We start from the raw sequence: 16,497 nt of genomic DNA on the forward strand, positions 1-16,497 counted from the left end.
TGCTCTCAGGAGCGGGAAAGCATCGGCAATCCGCTTTCAGGGCGCCCTTGCTTACGCCGTCTGCCGGGTGCGCCAGCTGTCGGCATAGGCCTCGCGCGCATCGCGAGCATAAGGAACCGGCGCGACCTTGACGCGGATCTCAAGCTGCCTGTGACGTTCGACGGTGGTCTTGCGGGTCCCGCCATCCGGCTCGCCCCAGACGAGGGTCAGCACGTCGCCCACCTCTACATCAGGCTCGACCGTACCGAGCGAAAGCATGGTGCGTTCGTTGTGGCTGTAGCCTGAGAACATCGACAGGCCGATCGTCCTGCCGTTCTTCAGCACCTTGTCGTAGTTGGACGAAGCATAGTTCGACAGCGGCAGGTCGATATACTTGTAGTTATCGGCGGACGGGTCGAACAGCGACTGGAAGACTTTGGCGACATCGTCCTGGTTCCAGGCAAATGTCACCTTCCTGCGATGCGGCTTGTCGGCAATCTTTTCCAGCGCCGCGCGGCCGATGAAGTCGTGATCGAACCTGACGAACGGGCCATAGCCGAGTTCGTACGGGGTCAGATAATAGTCGTCGATATTGTCGGAGACGAAGCTGCCGCCGATCGAGCCGGTCGCTTCATAGCTGTCGGCGCCCAGCCATTCGCGGTAGGGTTTCATGCGCTCGTCGGTATACACTGCCGGTAGCGGCGACGGAATCCAGCCGGATTCCAGCGTGTTCGTCGCATAGGCACGGGCACCGACCTGGCGCAGGCCGAATTCTTCGCCCGCTTCCAGGATGACGTTGCGGATCTCGTCACCTTCTTCATAGGGTCCGAAAATCTCGAGGCCGGGGGCGCCTGACATGCCGTGGCGCAGCGTGCGCACGCGGCGCTCGCCGATGTTCATCGTATCCATGTTGAAAAACTTGACGTCGGCGAGCGGACCGCCGTTGACCTTTTCGAGGATCTTCCAGGCGTTTGGTCCCTGTATCTGGTAGCGGTACCGCCGGCGCACGACCGGTTTGCCGCCAGGGCGTGACGGTGACCGGTCGTCGCGGTCGAGCTTCACGTCGTAGCCGCCGGTCTGCCCGTGGAATTCTACCCAGTTGATCGTCGGTGCGCGGCCGACGATGAGATACTGGCTTTCGGCCAGATGGAAAAGAATGACATCGCCGATGACATGGCCGCTATGGCTGACCGGCACGAACTGCTTGGCGCGATTGACCGGGAAATTGGCAAAGCTGTTGATGCCGAGATGCGAGATGAGCTTCAGCGCATCCGGCCCCTCGATCATCAGTTCGGCCATATGGTGCGACTGGTCGAAGAGCACGGCGGTTTCGCGCCAGGCGCGCTGCTCGCCGCGCCAGTTGCTGAATTCCGGCGGTACGACGGGATAGATATAGGCGCCGATCTGCGAATTGCGCAACATATCCACCGTGTTGCCGGCGGCATTCAGCTTCTGCTCGAGGCTCTGTTTCGTCATGATATTCCTCCCATTGAAAAGATGCTTGTCGAGGCCTTGCAGCCGGTTTCGTCAGCGATCCACCTGCTGCTCTGCCCAGCGGATGGATTGGGCCGGATCGCCGAAGGTGAAGAAATGCACGCCGCTGATGCCGAGATCCGGTTCGGCCGTCTGTGCTGCGGCAATCTCCATCAGCAACTCTTCCGGCGTTTCGCCCGAAAGTACGTTGCGGGCGATCTCGCTTCTTTCGCGCAGCGCCCGCAAGGATGCGCCGACGCCGCAGCGAAGGGCATATTTGAGAAGCTTTGTGCGGCTGGCCGGCCCGGCGATGCCGACGCTCAGCGGCGCCGTCACACCCCGTTCGCGAAGCCGCCTTGCAAAGTTCAGGAGCGGTTTCGGATCGAACAGGAACTGGCTCACCAATAACACATCGAGCCCCGCACGTGCAGCCGCATCGACCTTTGCCGTCAGTGCCGCATCGAGGACGGCGCTGGCGATCCGGGGATGCCCTTCCGGGTAGCAGGCGATGGCGATACGGCCGATGCCGTATGTCTGGAAGAGCCCCGTGTTGATTAGGTCCAGGCTGGAGCCGAAGGCGCCGGCGGCATCGTCCCGATCACCGCCGAGGACGAGCGCATTGCGGACGCCGGCCTCTTCAGAAAGCCGGGCAAGCATGGTGTCGAGTTCCAGGCGGTTGCTGATGTTGCGGGCGACGATGTGGGGAACCGGCACGAAACCGGCATCTCTCAAACCCGCCGAGGCCCTTACCAGAAGGCCGATGTCCTCCTTCGGAAGATGGGCGACGAATACCTCGCAACCCTGCGGCAGGGTCGCCGTTATGCTCTCCAGCGACTGGAGGTCGCGCGACGTCACCTCGATGGAATAATGCGAGAGTAGATCGGCAAGCGGCGCCTTCTCCCGGCTCTCGCTTTGCGGCGCAATCATCATAAGCCTCTCTCCTCATCATGCGGAAATCTTATGTGTCCATGCTGTATACAATGATAGGCCAAAAATTATGCCGCCATCAAGTGACATAACGAATGTCGCGGAAAAATACCAAAAGTTAGCCTTATTAATAACTGTTTAGATATGAAATGACGTGGCATTGATCATGTAATAATCACTTGACAGGCGTTGGTATACACGTCGTACTCTTTTCGAAAAGGAATGGGGAATGTCGTCCGCGAGACCTGAAGGCCGGAGCGCCCGAATAGGCCGCGGACCCCAAATTCGGGATGGAACGGGAGATGGTTGCGGAAAAGGGAACCGTGGATCGCAAGCGCGACAGCCAGGCCTTGAAAGGCCTTCTTGGCGTGCGTGATCTCGTGCTTGGCGGCGGGGTCTCGCCGGGCGAACGTCTTTCGGAAGTTTGGCTCGCCGAAAAGCTCGGCATTTCGCGCACACCGCTGCGCGCTGCGCTTGCGCGTCTCGAACAGGAAGGCCTGCTCGAGCAGATCCCTTCCGGCGGTTACGCCGTGCGCGGTTTTACTACCGCGGATGTTTTCGACGCCATCGAGCTGCGTGGTGTGCTTGAAGGCACGGCAGCGCGTCTCGCCGCCGAACGCGGTGTCACGCCAGCCAAGCTCAAGGCGATCAAGGGTCTGATCCTCGAGCTCGACAAATGCTTTCGCGATCGGCCGGAGGACATGCTGTTTGCCCAGTATGTCGAGCTCAATGCGGAATTCCATTCCATGCTCGCCGGCCTTGCGGGCAGCGAGATGATGCGGCGCGAGGTGGAACGGGCGACGCAGCTGCCCTTTGCCTCGCCGAGCGCGTTTCTGGAAAAGCAGGAGGACGTGCTCGCCTTCCGCCTGTCGCTCGTGCATGCGCAGCGTCAGCACCGTGACATCGTTTCGGCGATCGAGATGCGCGAAGGCACCCGCGCCGAGGCGCTGGCGCGGGAACATGCGCGCCTTGCGCGGCACAATCTGGAATTCGTCATGGAAGAGGATCGCAGTCTGATCACCCGCGTTCCGGGATTGACGCTGATATCGACGTGAGACGCGGCCGGCGATCGAGGGCGAGGAGGCCCTCCGACTGACCGACGAGAATGCCGATGGAGAAAGAGGAGGCCGGCGGATCGCGCAGATCGCCGGTAAAAGGAGGAGAAAGCCGTGATTGCCAGAAGAAGTCTGATCGCCCTCTCTGCGGGGCTTGTCATGTCGGCCGGCCTTGGTCTGCCGTCCTATGCCGAAGATACATTCAAGGTAGGTCTCATCCTGCCGATGACCGGCCCCTTCGCATCGACCGGCCGCCAGGTGGAGGCCGGCGCCAAAGCCTATATCGCTGCGCATGGCGACACCGTCGCCGGCAAGAAGATCGAACTCGTGGTGCGCGACGATGCCGGTACCGCCGACCAGACCCGCCGTATCGCCCAGGAACTGATCGTCAACGACAAGGTCAATACGCTTGCCGGCTTCGGACTGACGCCGCTGGCGCTTTCCGTCGCGCCGGTGATCACACAGGCCAAGGTGCCAGCCGTCGTCATGGCCGCCGCCACCTCGTCGATCACGCAGGCATCGGAATATTTCATTCGCACCAGCGGCACCCTGCCGCAATATTCGGTGCCGGTCGCGCGCTGGGCGCATGAAAACAATATCAAGAAGGTCGTAACCCTCGTGACCGATTACGGCCCGGGCATCGATGCCGAAACCTGGTTCACCAAGGAGTTCAAGGCAAAGGGCGGTGAGGTCGTCGAGGCCGTGCGCATTCCCCTGCAGAATCCGGATTTCGCGCCTTTCCTGCAGCGTGTGCGCGACGCCAAGCCGGATGCGGTCTTCGTGTTCCTGCCATCCGGTGTCGGCTCGCTGTTCATGAAGCAGTTCGTCGACCGCGGCCTTGCCGAAGCGGGCATCAAGCTGATCGGAACCGGTGACATTACCGACGACGACATCCTGAACGGCATGGGCAAGCCTGCGCTGGGCACTATCACCGCGCATTTCTACGCGGCTGCACACGACAGCCCTGAGAACGCCGAATTCGTCAAGGCTTTCAAGGCCGCCAACAACAATATGCGCCCGAACTTCATGGCGATGGGCGGTTATGACGGCATGCATGCCATCTATGCCGCGCTCGAAGCCACCAAGGGCGATGCGGACGGTGCGGCGCTGATCAAGGCGATGAAGGGCCTTGCCTGGACGAGCCCGCGCGGACCGATCTCCATCGATCCGCAGACCCGCGATATCATCCAGAATATCTATATGCGCGAAGTCAAGGACGTCAACGGCGAACTGCAGAACGTCGAATTTGCGACCTACAAGGATGTGAAGGACCCGGTCAAGGCCGGTCAGTAAGCTTTACGATAAGATGCGGCGGAGGCAGCTCCGCCGTTTTGCTCCTGGAAAGTCGGGTTTGTCATGCTGACTATTCTGTTCGACGGCATCGCCTATGGAATGCTGCTGTTCATTCTCGCCTGCGGATTGACCATCACGCTTGGATTGATGAATTTCATCAACCTCGCCCATGGCGCTTTCGCCATGGCGGGCGGTTACATCACCGTCGTCCTGATGAACAGCTATGGCGTTTCCTTCTATTGGTGTTTGCCGATCGCCTTCCTCGCAGTCGCGCTTGCCGGCCTGGTTCTGGAGCGCCTGCTCTACCGACATCTCTATTCCAAGCCGCATCTCGACCAGGTACTGTTTTCCGTCGGCCTGGTCTTCATGTCGATCGCCGGCGCCCATTATTTCATGGGCGGCCAGCAGCAGATGATCCAGCTGCCACAGGAACTCTCCGGCCGCTGGGATCTCTCCGGCGTCGGCATCGGCCGCTACCGGCTCTTCATCATCCTTATCTGCATCCTTCTGACGATCACGCTGCAGCTCCTGCTGACGAAAACCCGTTTCGGCAGCCAGCTGCGTGCCGCTGTCGATGACGGACGGGTCGCCCGCGGGCTCGGCATCAATGTCTCGGCGGTCTTCGCGCTGACCTTCGCCGTCGGCTCGGGCCTTGCCGGCCTCGGCGGCGCGATGGGCACCGAGATTCTCGGGCTCGATCCAAATTTTCCGCTGAAATTCATGATCTACTTCCTGATCGTGGTGACCGTCGGCGGTACCTCCTCGATAACTGGGCCATTTCTCGCCGCCCTCCTGCTCGGCGTCGCCGATGTCGCCGGCAAATATTACGTGCCTGAGATCGGCGCCTTCGTCATCTACGGCGTCATGGTCACCGTGCTTCTCCTACGTCCGCATGGGCTGTTCTCGCGGGAGGGTGGCCGATGAGCGACGCGCGCAGCGAGGCGAGAAAACGCGCCATCCAACAGCTTCGCCGCGGCAACGCCTGGCGGCTCTATGAGATCGTCCTCTGGATCGCGGCGATCGCTGCCATCTTCGTGCTGCCTTCGAAGATGCTGCTGCTCACCGAAATCGCCATCACCGCGCTGTTTGCCTTATCCCTCGATCTGGTGCTCGGTTATGCCGGCATCGTTTCGCTCGGTCATGCCGCCTTCTTCGGCCTCGGCGCCTATGCTGCAGGTCTCTTTGCCAAATATGCCATCTCCGAACCCGTCACCGGCCTCTTTGCGGCAGCCGCGGTCTCCGGCCTTGCCGGCTTCGGAGCGAGCTTCCTCGTCCTTCGCGGCTCGGATCTCACGCGGCTGATGACGACGCTCGGCATCGCCTTGATGCTCGCCGAACTCGCCAACCAGATGGCATGGGTGACGGGCGGCGCCGATGGCCTCAGCGGTGTCACCATCGGGCCGATCCTCGGTGTTTTCGAGTTCGACCTCTGGGGCCGCACTGGCTACGTCTACAGCCTCGCTTCACTCTTCATCCTGACATTTGTCGCACGACATCTGGTGAATTCCTCCTTCGGCCTGTCGCTGAGGGCGATCAAGGCCAATCCGATGCGCGCCGCGATGGTCGCCATTCCGGCGAGGAACCGGATCATCGTCATCTATACGATCGCCGCCGCTTATGCCGGTATTGCCGGCGCACTGCTGACGCATACGACGAGTTTCGTTTCGCCCGATGTCCTCGCCTTCCATCGTTCGGCGGATGTGCTTCTGGTCCTGGTCATCGGCGGCGTCGGATATCTCTATGGCGGCATCATCGGCGCGGTCATCTTCACCGTGCTGCGCGACTGGCTCTCGGTCTCCACGCCGCAATATTGGATGTTCTGGATCGGCCTGATCCTAATCGCCATCGTGCTCGTTGGCCGCGAGCGCATCGCCCGCTGGCACACATTTCTGCCGGCCTCGCTGCAGGCCGGCATCAAGCGGCTGGTGACATGGCGGCCTGGCGTGAAGCTGAAAGAAAGCCGATGACCGTCGCCCTTGAAACCCGCAACCTCGTCAAGCGTTTCGGCGGCTTCACCGCCACCAACGATGTCTCGCTGGCGATCGAAAGCGGCGCACGCCATGCGCTGATCGGTCCGAACGGTGCCGGCAAGACCACACTGATCAATCTGCTGACCGGGGTATTGAAGCCGACCTCCGGACAGGTGATCGTCGACGGCGAGGATATCTCCAGCCTTTCCTCGCACAGGCGCGTGCGGCGCGGTATCGCGCGCACGTTCCAGGTCAACCAGCTCTTTTCGGGCTTTACGCCGCTGGAATCGGTCCTGCTGGCGATCAATGAGCGGGATGGTTTTGGCCGCTCCGCCTGGCGCCCGCTGGCGGCCCATCTGGATGCGACCGATGAGGCGGTGGACCTGCTGGAGCGTTTCGGCCTTTCCGGCGTCATGGGCGAGAAGACCGGCCGGATTGCCTATGGCAAGCAGCGGCTTCTTGAAATCGCGCTTGCCTTTGCGAGCCGGCCGCGGGTGCTGCTGCTCGACGAGCCGGCGGCCGGCGTCGCCGAAGAAGAGCGCAGCGAGGTGCTCGCCATCGTCCGCAGCCTGCCCGCCGAGGTGACGGTGGTGCTGATCGAACATGACATGGATCTCGTCTTTTCCTTTGCCGACCGCATTTCGGTTCTGGTTGCAGGCGCGGTGATGGTCGAGGGAACGGTCGGCGAGATCGCCGCCGATCCGCGCGTCAAGGCGGTCTATCTCGGGGAAGACGCGACATGACGGCGCTCTTGCGGATCGACAGGCTCGTTTCCGGCTATGGTGAGGCCCGGGTTCTCGGCGGTGTGAGTTTCGAGCTCGATGAAGGTCGGTCCCTGTCGCTGCTCGGCCGCAATGGTGCGGGCAAGACGACGCTGGTCGATACGATCGTCGGCGTCACCACCCATCATTCCGGGACGATCAGCTTTGCCGGCGCCGATCTGACGCGCATGCGGCCGGAACGACGGGCCGTCGCCGGCATCGGCTGGGTGCCGCAGGAGCGCAACATCTTCAGGTCGCTCACCGTCGAGGAGAACCTGACGGCGCCCGCCCGCCCCGGCTTATGGTCGGTCGAGCGCGTCTATTCCATGTTCCCGCGGTTGAAGGAGAGGCGCTTCAATCGCGGCAACCAGCTTTCCGGCGGCGAGCAGCAGATGCTGGCGCTCGGACGGGCGTTGATGCTCAATCCGAGGCTGCTGCTGCTCGACGAGCCGCTCGAAGGACTGGCGCCGATCATCGTCGACGAACTGCTGGCGGCGCTCCGGAAGATCGTCGACGGTGAAGGCATGTCGGCAATCATCATCGAGCAGAAGGCGCGCAAGATCCTGCCGCTGACCGACCGCACCGTGGTTCTGGAGCGTGGCCTTGTCAGCTACGCCGGCGAGAGCGCGACCTTGCTGGCCGACAGCGAGATGTTCGACAGGTATCTGGCGCTCGGCGACCATAAGGCCGCTAGCCCGACTTAGGCCCGGCCTGACGAAAACTTTCCGGCACCCGATGAAAGCCGTATTCGGCCCTTGATAATCACGGCTCGTCAAGGCAGGAAAGTGGCATCGCGGAGACTTGGTGTAAATGACGAGATTGCTGGATGCGCAGGGGCTGGAGATTTCGCATGAGGGGCATCGCACCCGCCTGAAATGGCACCGATTGCGCAAGCAGTTTGCCGATCCGCTGTTCTCAGCCGAAGTGATGGCGGAGGGCTTTGCGGCGGGCGCCTCGATGGAGCTCGATCTGCGCGTGCGCGCCGACGGCGGTTTCGTCGTGCTGCACGACAAGGAACTCGAAGGCGAGACGACAGGACATGGACCGGTCGCCGAAAAGAGCGTCAGTGACCTCAGCGATATCAGGATGCAAGAGGGCGACCGGCCGCTGATCCTCAGCGAGGATCTTGCCGCCATGATGCAATCGACGCATCCAGCCGCATTGCTGCAATTCGACATGAAGGACGACTACGAAGCGATCGGCGCCAGGGGCGTCGCGCATTTGGCCACGCATTTCCGCGATATCGCCGCCTCGGTGATCGTCAGTGGCGACAGTCTCGATCTCATCGTCGCGGTCAAGGAGAAGCTTCCCCATCTCCTGCGCGGCATCGATCCGACCGAGAAGCTCTACGTTATCAGCAAGGCCAACGGCTGGAAGGCGGTCGAGGCGGAATTGCGCGCCGACCTGCGCGGCCCGACCGAACCGGACACGATCTATCTGCACTGGCCGCTGATCCTTAATGCCGCCAATGCGGGGCTGGATATGATCGCGCTCTGCCAGGACGAAGGCAAACGTGTCGATGCCTGGACCTTCACCCTGAAGGATCCGGAGGCCGGTTTCAGCGAAGAAGAATGGCTGAATATCTCAGCGCTGATGGCGCTCAAGCCGGATCAGATCACGACTGACGAGGCACCGGCGACAGAACGCGCCTGGCGCCACCGTATGGCGCTTTAACCGGGAGCCGCCGCCAACCCTTCAATGTCGAGGATGAAGGCAAACTCGCCGGCAAGACCCGGCGAGTAGGCAATGACAGGCCCGCCGTTCATAAGCAAACTATCCACCGGCGGCATTGCCACCACTGCGCCGGCCTCTTCGGCAATCAGCGCGCCGGCGAGCATGTCCCAGGCATTGAGGTGGCGTTCATAGTAGAGATCAGCGGCACCCTCGGCGACGCGCACGAGGTCGATCGCGGCCGCGCCCATGCGGCGATAATCCATGCCGCGTTCATGAAGCCGCTTGGAGAGCGCGAGATGATCGTCGAAGCTTGTCTTGCGGGAATGGCCGAGAATGACAAGCGCATTGACCGGATCGACGGTCGCAGCCGAATGCACCGGAAGCCCGTCCTTGAACGCGCCGCCGCCGCGGACGGCGTGAAAGACCTTGTCTTCGGCCGCGTCGTAAACCACGCCGATCTCCACCTTGCCGCCGACCACGAAGGCGATCGAGACACCCCAGTGCCGGAAGCCTCTGATATAGTTGGTCGTGCCGTCGATCGGATCGACGACCCAAGTGCCGCCCTCGCCCGATCTTCCGCCGCTCTCTTCTCCCATGAAAGTATCATCCGGAAAACGCGAGAGCAGTCCGTCACGGATCGCCTGCTCGGCATTCTTGTCGGCGATGGTGACGAAATCCTGCAATCCCTTGTTTTCGACGCCAAGCGTTCCGAAATTCGAGTCGCGCCGGAACCGGGCAGTCTCCCGTCCGGCCTCGAGGGCAACGGTAATCGCGACCTCCGCCCGTGCGCGGATGGCGGCGGCATCGAATGCGGAATTCATCAGGCGGTCCTTCTTCTGATCAGTGTCACAGGCGTGAATTCGACACGCGCCGTCAGGTCCGGCTCGACTATGCGGCTCATCAGCAGGTCGACCGTCTTTTCGGCCTGGACGTCGCAGGGTTGGCGGATGGTCGTGAGATCGTAGGCGGTCCAGCTCGCCTGAGGAATGTCGTCATGGCCGATGATGGAGAGTGGTGGCGCATCATCCCGGCCGCGGCCCTGCATGACGCGGTCGATGACGCCGCAGGCCATGTAGTCGTTGGCGCAAAACAGTCCGTCGATGCCGGATGCGGCAAGTTCGGCGGCGGCATCATAGCCGCTTCGGTAGTCGTTGATTTTGAGATGCAGAAATTCCGGCTCGACGCCAAGTTGCTTGCAGCGTGCGACGAACGCCTCACTGCGCCGCCGCGCCGTGTAGGATATGGCGGGTGCGGCCATGACAGCGGGCTTTCGCACGCCGCTGTCGATCAGGTGGCTGGCGGCGAGATGGCCGGCCATGCGGTCGTCGGAAATGATGCGGTCGACGAAGGGAATGTCGTTGCCCTTGTTGATCAGCACAATCGGCACGCCCTCGGCCGCGCATTGCTCGCAGATCGCGGTCGGCGGCGCGTCCGAGGTGACGATGACGCCCGAGACGGCGTAGTGCAGCAGCTGACCGATGACCGTCGAGGTATCGGCCTCCGGCGAGGTCGGCAGCAGGATGGGGCGGAAATTGCGGGCGAGCAACACTCTTGCCAGATGCTCGATCTGCAGCGTGCGGAACGGATTGTCGAGGCCGGCAGCGACGAGGCCGACGAGATCGGAGCGTTTGTTGGTGAGGCTTCGGGCAAGATAATTGACCCGGTAGCCGAGTTCCTTGGCCGCCTGATAGACCTTCTCGCGCGTTTTCGGCGAGACGCTGGCATCCGGCGTGAAGGCGCGCGACACAGCAGCGCGCGAGACGCCGGCCACACGCGCCACGTCGAAGGAGGTTACCTTGCGCGGTCCCTTATCCCTGTCTGCCAACTGCTTTTTCCTTAACCGCAGGCGGCCGCATCAGATCGGGCAGATCCGTGCAGATGCCGAGAACCGGAAGCTTCATGATGTCATCGAGAACAGCCGGCCGTTCCTCGTGCCAGAGCACGATCTCGCGGCCCGCATCGAAGGCGCGGAGCATCAGCGTGTCGGTCACCAGATCCTGCGGACGTTCGCCTGCCCTCTCCCAGCAGAGATGCAGGATATCGGCGCCGGCCTCGTCGCCGAGCGCATGCGGATCGTGGCCGACACGGATCAGCACCGACAGCGGAAAATTGCAGGCCGCATCGCAGAGTTCGCGCACCTGTGCCGTGTCGAAGGAGCCGAGACAGGCGAAACGCTGGTTCATCTCGACAAGGTGCTGCCAGCAGCGCATGCCGGTCCCAGGCGCCTTGAGCTCGACATAGAGGCCGGTTCCGGTCTCGCGGCCAAGTGCGGCGACCTCGGAAAAACTCGGTACGTCGACGCCGTCGAGTCCGGCAAGCTCTGCCACCGTCATTTCGGAAATGCGACGGTCGATGCCGAAGACGCGCTGGAGGTGATCGTCATGCGAGACGACGACCACGCCGTCCTTGGTTAGCTGCGTGTCGAGCTCCCACATTTCCGCGCCGAGTTCGGCGGCGCGGCGGAAAGCAGCGATCGTGTTCTCGCGTTCATGGCCGCTGGCGCCGCGATGGCCGATGCAGAAGGGAAGCCGGCCCTTGCCCGATGGCCAGCCGTAACGCTCGAAAAATGCCGAAAAATCGCGGGTCATCAGAGCCTCCTGCCATTTTCGTCGAAGATGAACACGCCGCGGCTGTCGATCGCCCAGCGGACGTCGTCGCCCACATGGATATCGCTGCGCACCGGCTGGATCGAGCGCAGCAGCGGTCCGCCGGCAAGAGCCACGTCGTAGAGGTTCTCGCGACCCTGCGTTTCGGCAAAGGTGACCTTGCCCGGCACGGCGATGTCGCCTGCCGGCGTGAAATGCTCCGGCCGGACGCCGAGCATCAGCTTGGTGCCGTCGGCGGCACCGACAGAATCCGGCAGCGGCACGCGGATCTCACTTTGCGGGATGGTGAAGGCGCCCTTGTCCACGACGCCGCGCAGGAAGGTGATCGGCGGATTGCCGAGAAAGCCGGCAACGAAGGCGGTCTTTGGATCATTGTACATTTCGGCCGGCGTGGCGATCTGGACGATCTCGCCTTCCTTCATGATGGCGATGCGGTCGCACATGCTCATCGCCTCCACCTGGTCGTGGGTGACGAGAATGGCGGTGATGCCGGTTTCGCGCTGAAGGCGGCGGATTTCCGATCGCATTTCGAGGCGCAGCTTGGCATCGAGATTGGCGAGCGGTTCGTCGAGCAGCAGCACATCGGGCTTGCGGATCAGCGCGCGCGCCAGCGCCACGCGCTGCTGTTGGCCGCCGGAAAGCTCGGCTGGCCGGCGGCCCATCAGGTTGCCGATCTGGACAAGGGCAGCGATGCGGTCGACTTCCTTGCGGATATCGGCAACAGGCATGCCCTTCACCTTCAGCGGAAAGCCGATGTTCTCGGCAACCGTCATGTGCGGGTAGAGCGCATAGGATTGGAAGACGACCCCGACATTGCGGGCCTGGCTCGGCAGGTCGGTGACGTCACGATCGCCGAAGAGGATGCGTCCGCCGGTCGGCCGGTGGATACCGCATACCGCAAACAACGTCGTCGACTTGCCGCAGCCGGAAGGACCGAGCAACGCCAGCATCTCGCCGTTGCGGACTTCGAGCCGCATGTTCTCGATGACCTTGGTGGAGCCGAAGCTCTTCGAAAAATTGTCGAGGAGGATGCGCATCAGCCTTTGCTCCCACCGCCATAGATGTTCATGAGGTATTTGTTGAAGAGCGCGTAAACGAGCAGCACCGGAACGAGGTAGAAGACGCCGACCGCTTTGAACATGTTGAAGTCATAATTGTTGTCATCGGCGAGGAAGCCGGCGAGATAGACCGAGAGTACCTGCACCTGATTACCAGGCGCCAGCACCTGCGGCAGGATGAATTCGCCCCAGCCGGAAAGGAAAGAGAACAGGCCGAGCGCCATGATGCCGGGCTTGACCTGTGGCAGCACGAGGCTGCGCCAGACCCGGAAACGCGAGGCGCCGTCGACGACGCCCGCCATTTCGATTTCCCAAGGCACGGTGTCGTAGAAGCCCTTCATCAGCCAGATGCCGAGCGGCAGGTCGATCGCCGCCTTTACCAGGATGACGCCGATCAGCGAATTGTAGAGGCCGATCATCTGCAGCACGATGAAGATGGCGATGATCAGCGTCACCGACGGGAAAGCATGCAACACCATGACGCCGGCAAGGAAGAAGCCGCGCGCCGGCACGTTCAGCCGTGACAGCACGTATCCCGCCATTGACGAGACGATGAGCACGACGCTGGTGGTGCAGGCCGCAAATAGCAGCGTATTCAGCGTCACCTGCCAGATGTTCGCCTTTCCCTCCGTCGTTTGCCACAGAAAGCGCCAGTGATTGAGCGTCAAGCCCGAAGGCAGCAGCGCGTCCGCCTGCTTCACCGTCACGGTGTCGAGGAAGAGATAGACATACATCAGGAGAAGCGGCAGGCTGACGATAGTTAGCGCCGTTATGACAGGCCAGCTGCGGTAATTTGCAGAGGGCTGCGATCGTTCGGCCATGGTCAATCCTCGATCAGGGGCTTGGCGACAAGCGTGCCGTAGTTGAAGACGCGCAGATAGAGAAGCGACAGGGTCACGCCGATGACGACGAGGACGAGCGCCATGGCCGCGCCGAGGCCGTATTCCAGATTGCCGGCATAGTTCCTTAGCGCAGTGTGATAGGCCGATAGCGCCCAGACCTCGGTCGCATTGCCCGGTCCGCCATTGGTCGCAAGCAGGATTTCATTGAAGGAGGCAAGCAGCGACAGCGTCTGGTAGCAGGTGACGAACAGGATCGGCCAGCGCATCTGCGGCAGAAGGATGTAGCGGATCTGCTGCCAGCGCGACGCGCCGTCGACCTCGCTCGCATAGAACTGGCTTTTCGGAATGGCCTTCATCGCCGAGGAGAAGACCAGCATGCCCATCGAGGCGCCGATGAAGCCATTGATCAGCACGACGAAGAGCCAGGCGTTATAAGCGTTATCGAGAAGATAGTTCTTCGGCGGATAGCCGAATTTACCCATCAGGATAGAGATGAATCCGCTGTCCCAGGCGAGCCACTTCCACAACATGACGTAGATGACGACGGGCGTAATGCGCGGCAGGAGCCAGATGCCGCGAAAGATCGAGGCGGGCGTCGGCGGCATGTAGTGCGTCAGGATGGCGAGCAGCAGCGCATAGCCGACATTGAACAGCATCAGCACCAGCGCAACGTAGAGCACTGTATTGAAAAGCACACGTGCCATGTCGGGCGAGGTGGCCATGCGTGAGAAATTGTCGGTGGTCCAGGTCCAGCCGGTATAGGTGACCCTCGCGACGGTTTCCTTCTGTTCCGGGGTGAGCTTGAATCCCAGACTGTCCAGTGCCGAAAAGAGCTGCTCCTTGCTGTCGAAACGGGTGTTGAGGACGGAGCGGTTGAACTGTTCGGAGATCTGCTTGACCTCGCGTGTCGAAGGTCGCTCGGGAAGATCCTTGATCATGCGCTCGACGTCGCGGCGTGTCGGGAAGACCTCACCTGTATGCTTGGCGCGCAATTCCGCGGCAATTCCCGGCGCAAGCCCGAGGCCCTCGACGGCCTTGAGGCCTGCATCGTCGATTGTGTAGCGCGGTTCAGCCATCTCGGCTGCGATGTCTGGCATCGCCAACTTTAGCGCGATCAATGAATTGGGCGCGATCTGGTAGACACCGCCTGATATGCCGGTCGCGGTCGTCATGCTGGTCATCGAAAAGACCGCCGTCAGAACGACCGGCATCAGGAAGAAAAGAACGATCATGATCGCCGCAGGCGCGATCATCACCAGTCCGAGCGTCCTGGACGATTTCATGGAAGCCTCCTCGCGGACCGACCGGGCAGCGTTGCCGCCGCCCGGAAGAGTGCTTCGATCCTAGAGCATGATGCCGAAAAGTGTGAGCGGTTTTCGGACGACATCATGCTCTAACCCTTTAATTTAGAACAGGATCTTCCTGTTCTAGCGGATGACGATCTTGTCGCCGAGCGTGCTCTTCAGCTCGCTTTCGGCGTCACCGATCGCAGCATCGGCGGTCTTGGCGCCGGTCCAGGATGCTTCGAGGTTCTTCCACATGATGTTCCAATATTTGCCGAAGTCGGAATTGTTCGGCATCGCATTGGCATGTGGCAGCAGACGCTCGGTGGCTTCGCGGGTCCAGCGGTCGGCCGAGTAGAAGTCGACGGTGGCTTCCGACTTGGAGATGCCGAGATGGGCCGATTTGACCGCATGCAGCGCGTTGGTGCGCGGCTCGGAAGCGATCTTGACCAGCTGGGCGGCGATCTCGGTGTCTTCCTGGTCGTGACCTGCGGTCAGCAGGTAGACGAGCGGATGGGTCAGCGTGTTGGCCTTGCCGCCTTCACCGGCGGGAATCAGCGTGAAGATCACGTTGCCGAAGAAGTCCTTCAGACCTTCCTGGTTGACCAGGCGGGCATAGTGCCAGGTGCCGCCGTCCCAGATGCCGGCCTTGCCGGTAGCGACTTCCTTCCACCACTGGTCGCCCGGCATGCCGATGTGGTTTTTCTTGGTAACACCGGTCTTCACGGCATCGGCGAAGAACTGATAGGTGCGGGTCATCGCGGCCTTGTCGAAAACGAGCTTGCCGCCTTCTTCCATCGTGCCGCCGAAGCTGGTGTAGAACTGCCAGTAATCAGGGCCGTTGCTGGGGCGCGGATAGAAACCGTAGCCGGCCTGGACGAGGCCCTTGTCCTGCATCTTCTTGGCGTCTTCGAGCAGGTTCTTCATGGTGTACTTGCCCTCCTGGACGCTCTGCGGCAACGCATCCAGATCGGCGTCGCTGTAACCGATCGCCTTCATGTAAGGCTTCCAGAAGAACATCGGACGGGATTCGGAGTCCTGCGGGATGCCGTAGACGGTGCCGTTATAGGACGCGATCTGCAACAGGTTTTCATAGATGTCGCTGAGCGGCCAAGAGTCGAGATCGACATAATCCTCGATCGGAACGATCAGCCCGGCCTGCGACCAGGGTGCGATGTCTTCATGGCCGCTGACGACGATATTCGGTGCGGTCTTGGCTTCGGCGGCAAGGGTCAGCGCCTGCTTGAAGTCCTCCCAGGCCGAATAGGGCTTCTTCTCGACGGTGATCTTCAGCTCTTCGCCCTTGAGGGCGGCTTCACGCTGCAGCTGCTGGGCTGCGATCTCGATGGCGTCGAGGCGATAGACGTCGTTCGGGCCGGTACCGCCGGCCCAGACGCTGATGTGAACGTCCTTGGCGAGTGCAATTGCGGAGGTCGAAGCCAGGATCGCGGCTGCGACGGCGAGGGATTTCAGTGTCGGCAAAATGGTCATCTTCTTCGTCTCCCTGGAAGAGCAGTGTGAGGCCTCTTGACGGGTCATCACTGTTGCGTGACGGCCGTTCCGAAACCCCACGAAA

At 61.8% G+C, this 16,497-nt stretch carries 16 protein-coding genes; 7 read left to right on the top strand and 9 right to left on the bottom strand.

What is annotated here, in order from left to right:
• Window positions 1–51: 51 nt before the first annotated feature.
• Together ligM and RlegSU303_RS33925 are read right to left on the bottom strand one after the other, a co-directional pair.
• Entirely contained in the window at window positions 52–1,455 is a 1,404-nt protein-coding gene (gene ligM / locus RlegSU303_RS33920; protein ID WP_131719453.1) for a vanillate/3-O-methylgallate O-demethylase, read from the bottom strand.
• A 51-nt stretch (window positions 1,456–1,506) separates the two neighbouring features.
• A complete protein-coding gene (locus tag RlegSU303_RS33925) occupies window positions 1,507–2,382 on the bottom strand; it encodes a methylenetetrahydrofolate reductase (protein WP_017957448.1) in 876 nt (291 codons plus the stop codon).
• Between the two features lie 299 nt (window positions 2,383–2,681).
• On the opposite strand from RlegSU303_RS33925, the gene RlegSU303_RS33930 reads away from it, so the two are divergent.
• From RlegSU303_RS33930 to RlegSU303_RS33960, 7 genes are all read left to right on the top strand, one after another.
• Window positions 2,682–3,434 carry a GntR family transcriptional regulator gene (locus tag RlegSU303_RS33930; protein ID WP_026158322.1) on the top strand — a complete coding sequence of 251 codons (753 nt, stop codon included), beginning with the start codon at window positions 2,682–2,684 and terminating at the stop codon, window positions 3,432–3,434.
• Window positions 3,435–3,548: 114 nt separating this feature from the next.
• Window positions 3,549–4,727: an ABC transporter substrate-binding protein gene (locus RlegSU303_RS33935; protein WP_003549244.1), complete on the top strand. Its 1,179-nt coding sequence runs from the start codon at window positions 3,549–3,551 to the stop codon at window positions 4,725–4,727.
• Window positions 4,728–4,790: 63 nt separating this feature from the next.
• Window positions 4,791–5,651, top strand: a complete 861-nt coding sequence (locus RlegSU303_RS33940) for a branched-chain amino acid ABC transporter permease (protein ID WP_131719452.1) — start codon at window positions 4,791–4,793, stop codon at window positions 5,649–5,651.
• A complete protein-coding gene (locus RlegSU303_RS33945; protein WP_131719451.1) occupies window positions 5,648–6,694 on the top strand; it encodes a branched-chain amino acid ABC transporter permease in 1,047 nt (348 codons plus the stop codon). Before RlegSU303_RS33940 ends, RlegSU303_RS33945 begins: the two co-directional genes overlap by 4 nt.
• On the top strand, window positions 6,691–7,440 hold the full coding sequence (locus tag RlegSU303_RS33950; protein ID WP_131719450.1) for an ABC transporter ATP-binding protein: 750 nt from the start codon (window positions 6,691–6,693) through the stop codon (window positions 7,438–7,440). The genes RlegSU303_RS33945 and RlegSU303_RS33950 overlap by 4 nt, the downstream gene beginning before the upstream one ends.
• On the top strand, window positions 7,437–8,162 hold the full coding sequence (locus tag RlegSU303_RS33955) for an ABC transporter ATP-binding protein (RefSeq protein ID WP_131719449.1): 726 nt from the start codon (window positions 7,437–7,439) through the stop codon (window positions 8,160–8,162). Before RlegSU303_RS33950 ends, RlegSU303_RS33955 begins: the two co-directional genes overlap by 4 nt.
• A gap of 106 nt (window positions 8,163–8,268) precedes the next feature.
• Complete coding sequence (locus tag RlegSU303_RS33960; protein ID WP_131719448.1) at window positions 8,269–9,132, top strand: glycerophosphodiester phosphodiesterase; 864 nt, start codon at window positions 8,269–8,271, stop codon at window positions 9,130–9,132.
• Here RlegSU303_RS33960 and RlegSU303_RS33965 read toward each other — a convergent pair.
• From RlegSU303_RS33965 to RlegSU303_RS33995, 7 genes are all read right to left on the bottom strand, one after another.
• Window positions 9,129–9,953, bottom strand: a complete 825-nt coding sequence (locus tag RlegSU303_RS33965) for an inositol monophosphatase family protein (protein WP_017957659.1) — start codon at window positions 9,951–9,953, stop codon at window positions 9,129–9,131. The genes RlegSU303_RS33960 and RlegSU303_RS33965 overlap by 4 nt on opposite strands.
• Entirely contained in the window at window positions 9,953–10,957 is a 1,005-nt protein-coding gene (locus tag RlegSU303_RS33970) for a LacI family DNA-binding transcriptional regulator (protein WP_131621516.1), read from the bottom strand. Before RlegSU303_RS33970 ends, RlegSU303_RS33965 begins: the two co-directional genes overlap by 1 nt.
• Complete coding sequence (locus tag RlegSU303_RS33975; protein WP_131719447.1) at window positions 10,941–11,720, bottom strand: glycerophosphodiester phosphodiesterase; 780 nt, start codon at window positions 11,718–11,720, stop codon at window positions 10,941–10,943. Before RlegSU303_RS33975 ends, RlegSU303_RS33970 begins: the two co-directional genes overlap by 17 nt.
• The gene (locus RlegSU303_RS33980) at window positions 11,720–12,775 is read right to left on the bottom strand and encodes an ABC transporter ATP-binding protein (protein ID WP_017957657.1); all 1,056 of its coding nucleotides are present in this window, start codon (window positions 12,773–12,775) and stop codon (window positions 11,720–11,722) included. The genes RlegSU303_RS33975 and RlegSU303_RS33980 overlap by 1 nt, the downstream gene beginning before the upstream one ends.
• Window positions 12,775–13,617 (bottom strand): carbohydrate ABC transporter permease, encoded by an 843-nt coding sequence (locus RlegSU303_RS33985; RefSeq protein ID WP_131621518.1) that lies wholly within the window; start codon window positions 13,615–13,617, stop codon window positions 12,775–12,777. The genes RlegSU303_RS33980 and RlegSU303_RS33985 overlap by 1 nt, the downstream gene beginning before the upstream one ends.
• A gap of 2 nt (window positions 13,618–13,619) precedes the next feature.
• Window positions 13,620–14,921 (bottom strand): carbohydrate ABC transporter permease, encoded by a 1,302-nt coding sequence (locus RlegSU303_RS33990; RefSeq protein WP_131719446.1) that lies wholly within the window; start codon window positions 14,919–14,921, stop codon window positions 13,620–13,622.
• A 144-nt stretch (window positions 14,922–15,065) separates the two neighbouring features.
• The gene (locus tag RlegSU303_RS33995; protein ID WP_131719445.1) at window positions 15,066–16,412 is read right to left on the bottom strand and encodes an extracellular solute-binding protein; all 1,347 of its coding nucleotides are present in this window, start codon (window positions 16,410–16,412) and stop codon (window positions 15,066–15,068) included.
• Window positions 16,413–16,497: the final 85 nt, after the last annotated feature.

This window comes from Rhizobium sp. SU303 (genome assembly GCF_021052345.1).
GTDB lineage: Bacteria > Pseudomonadota > Alphaproteobacteria > Rhizobiales > Rhizobiaceae > Rhizobium > Rhizobium laguerreae.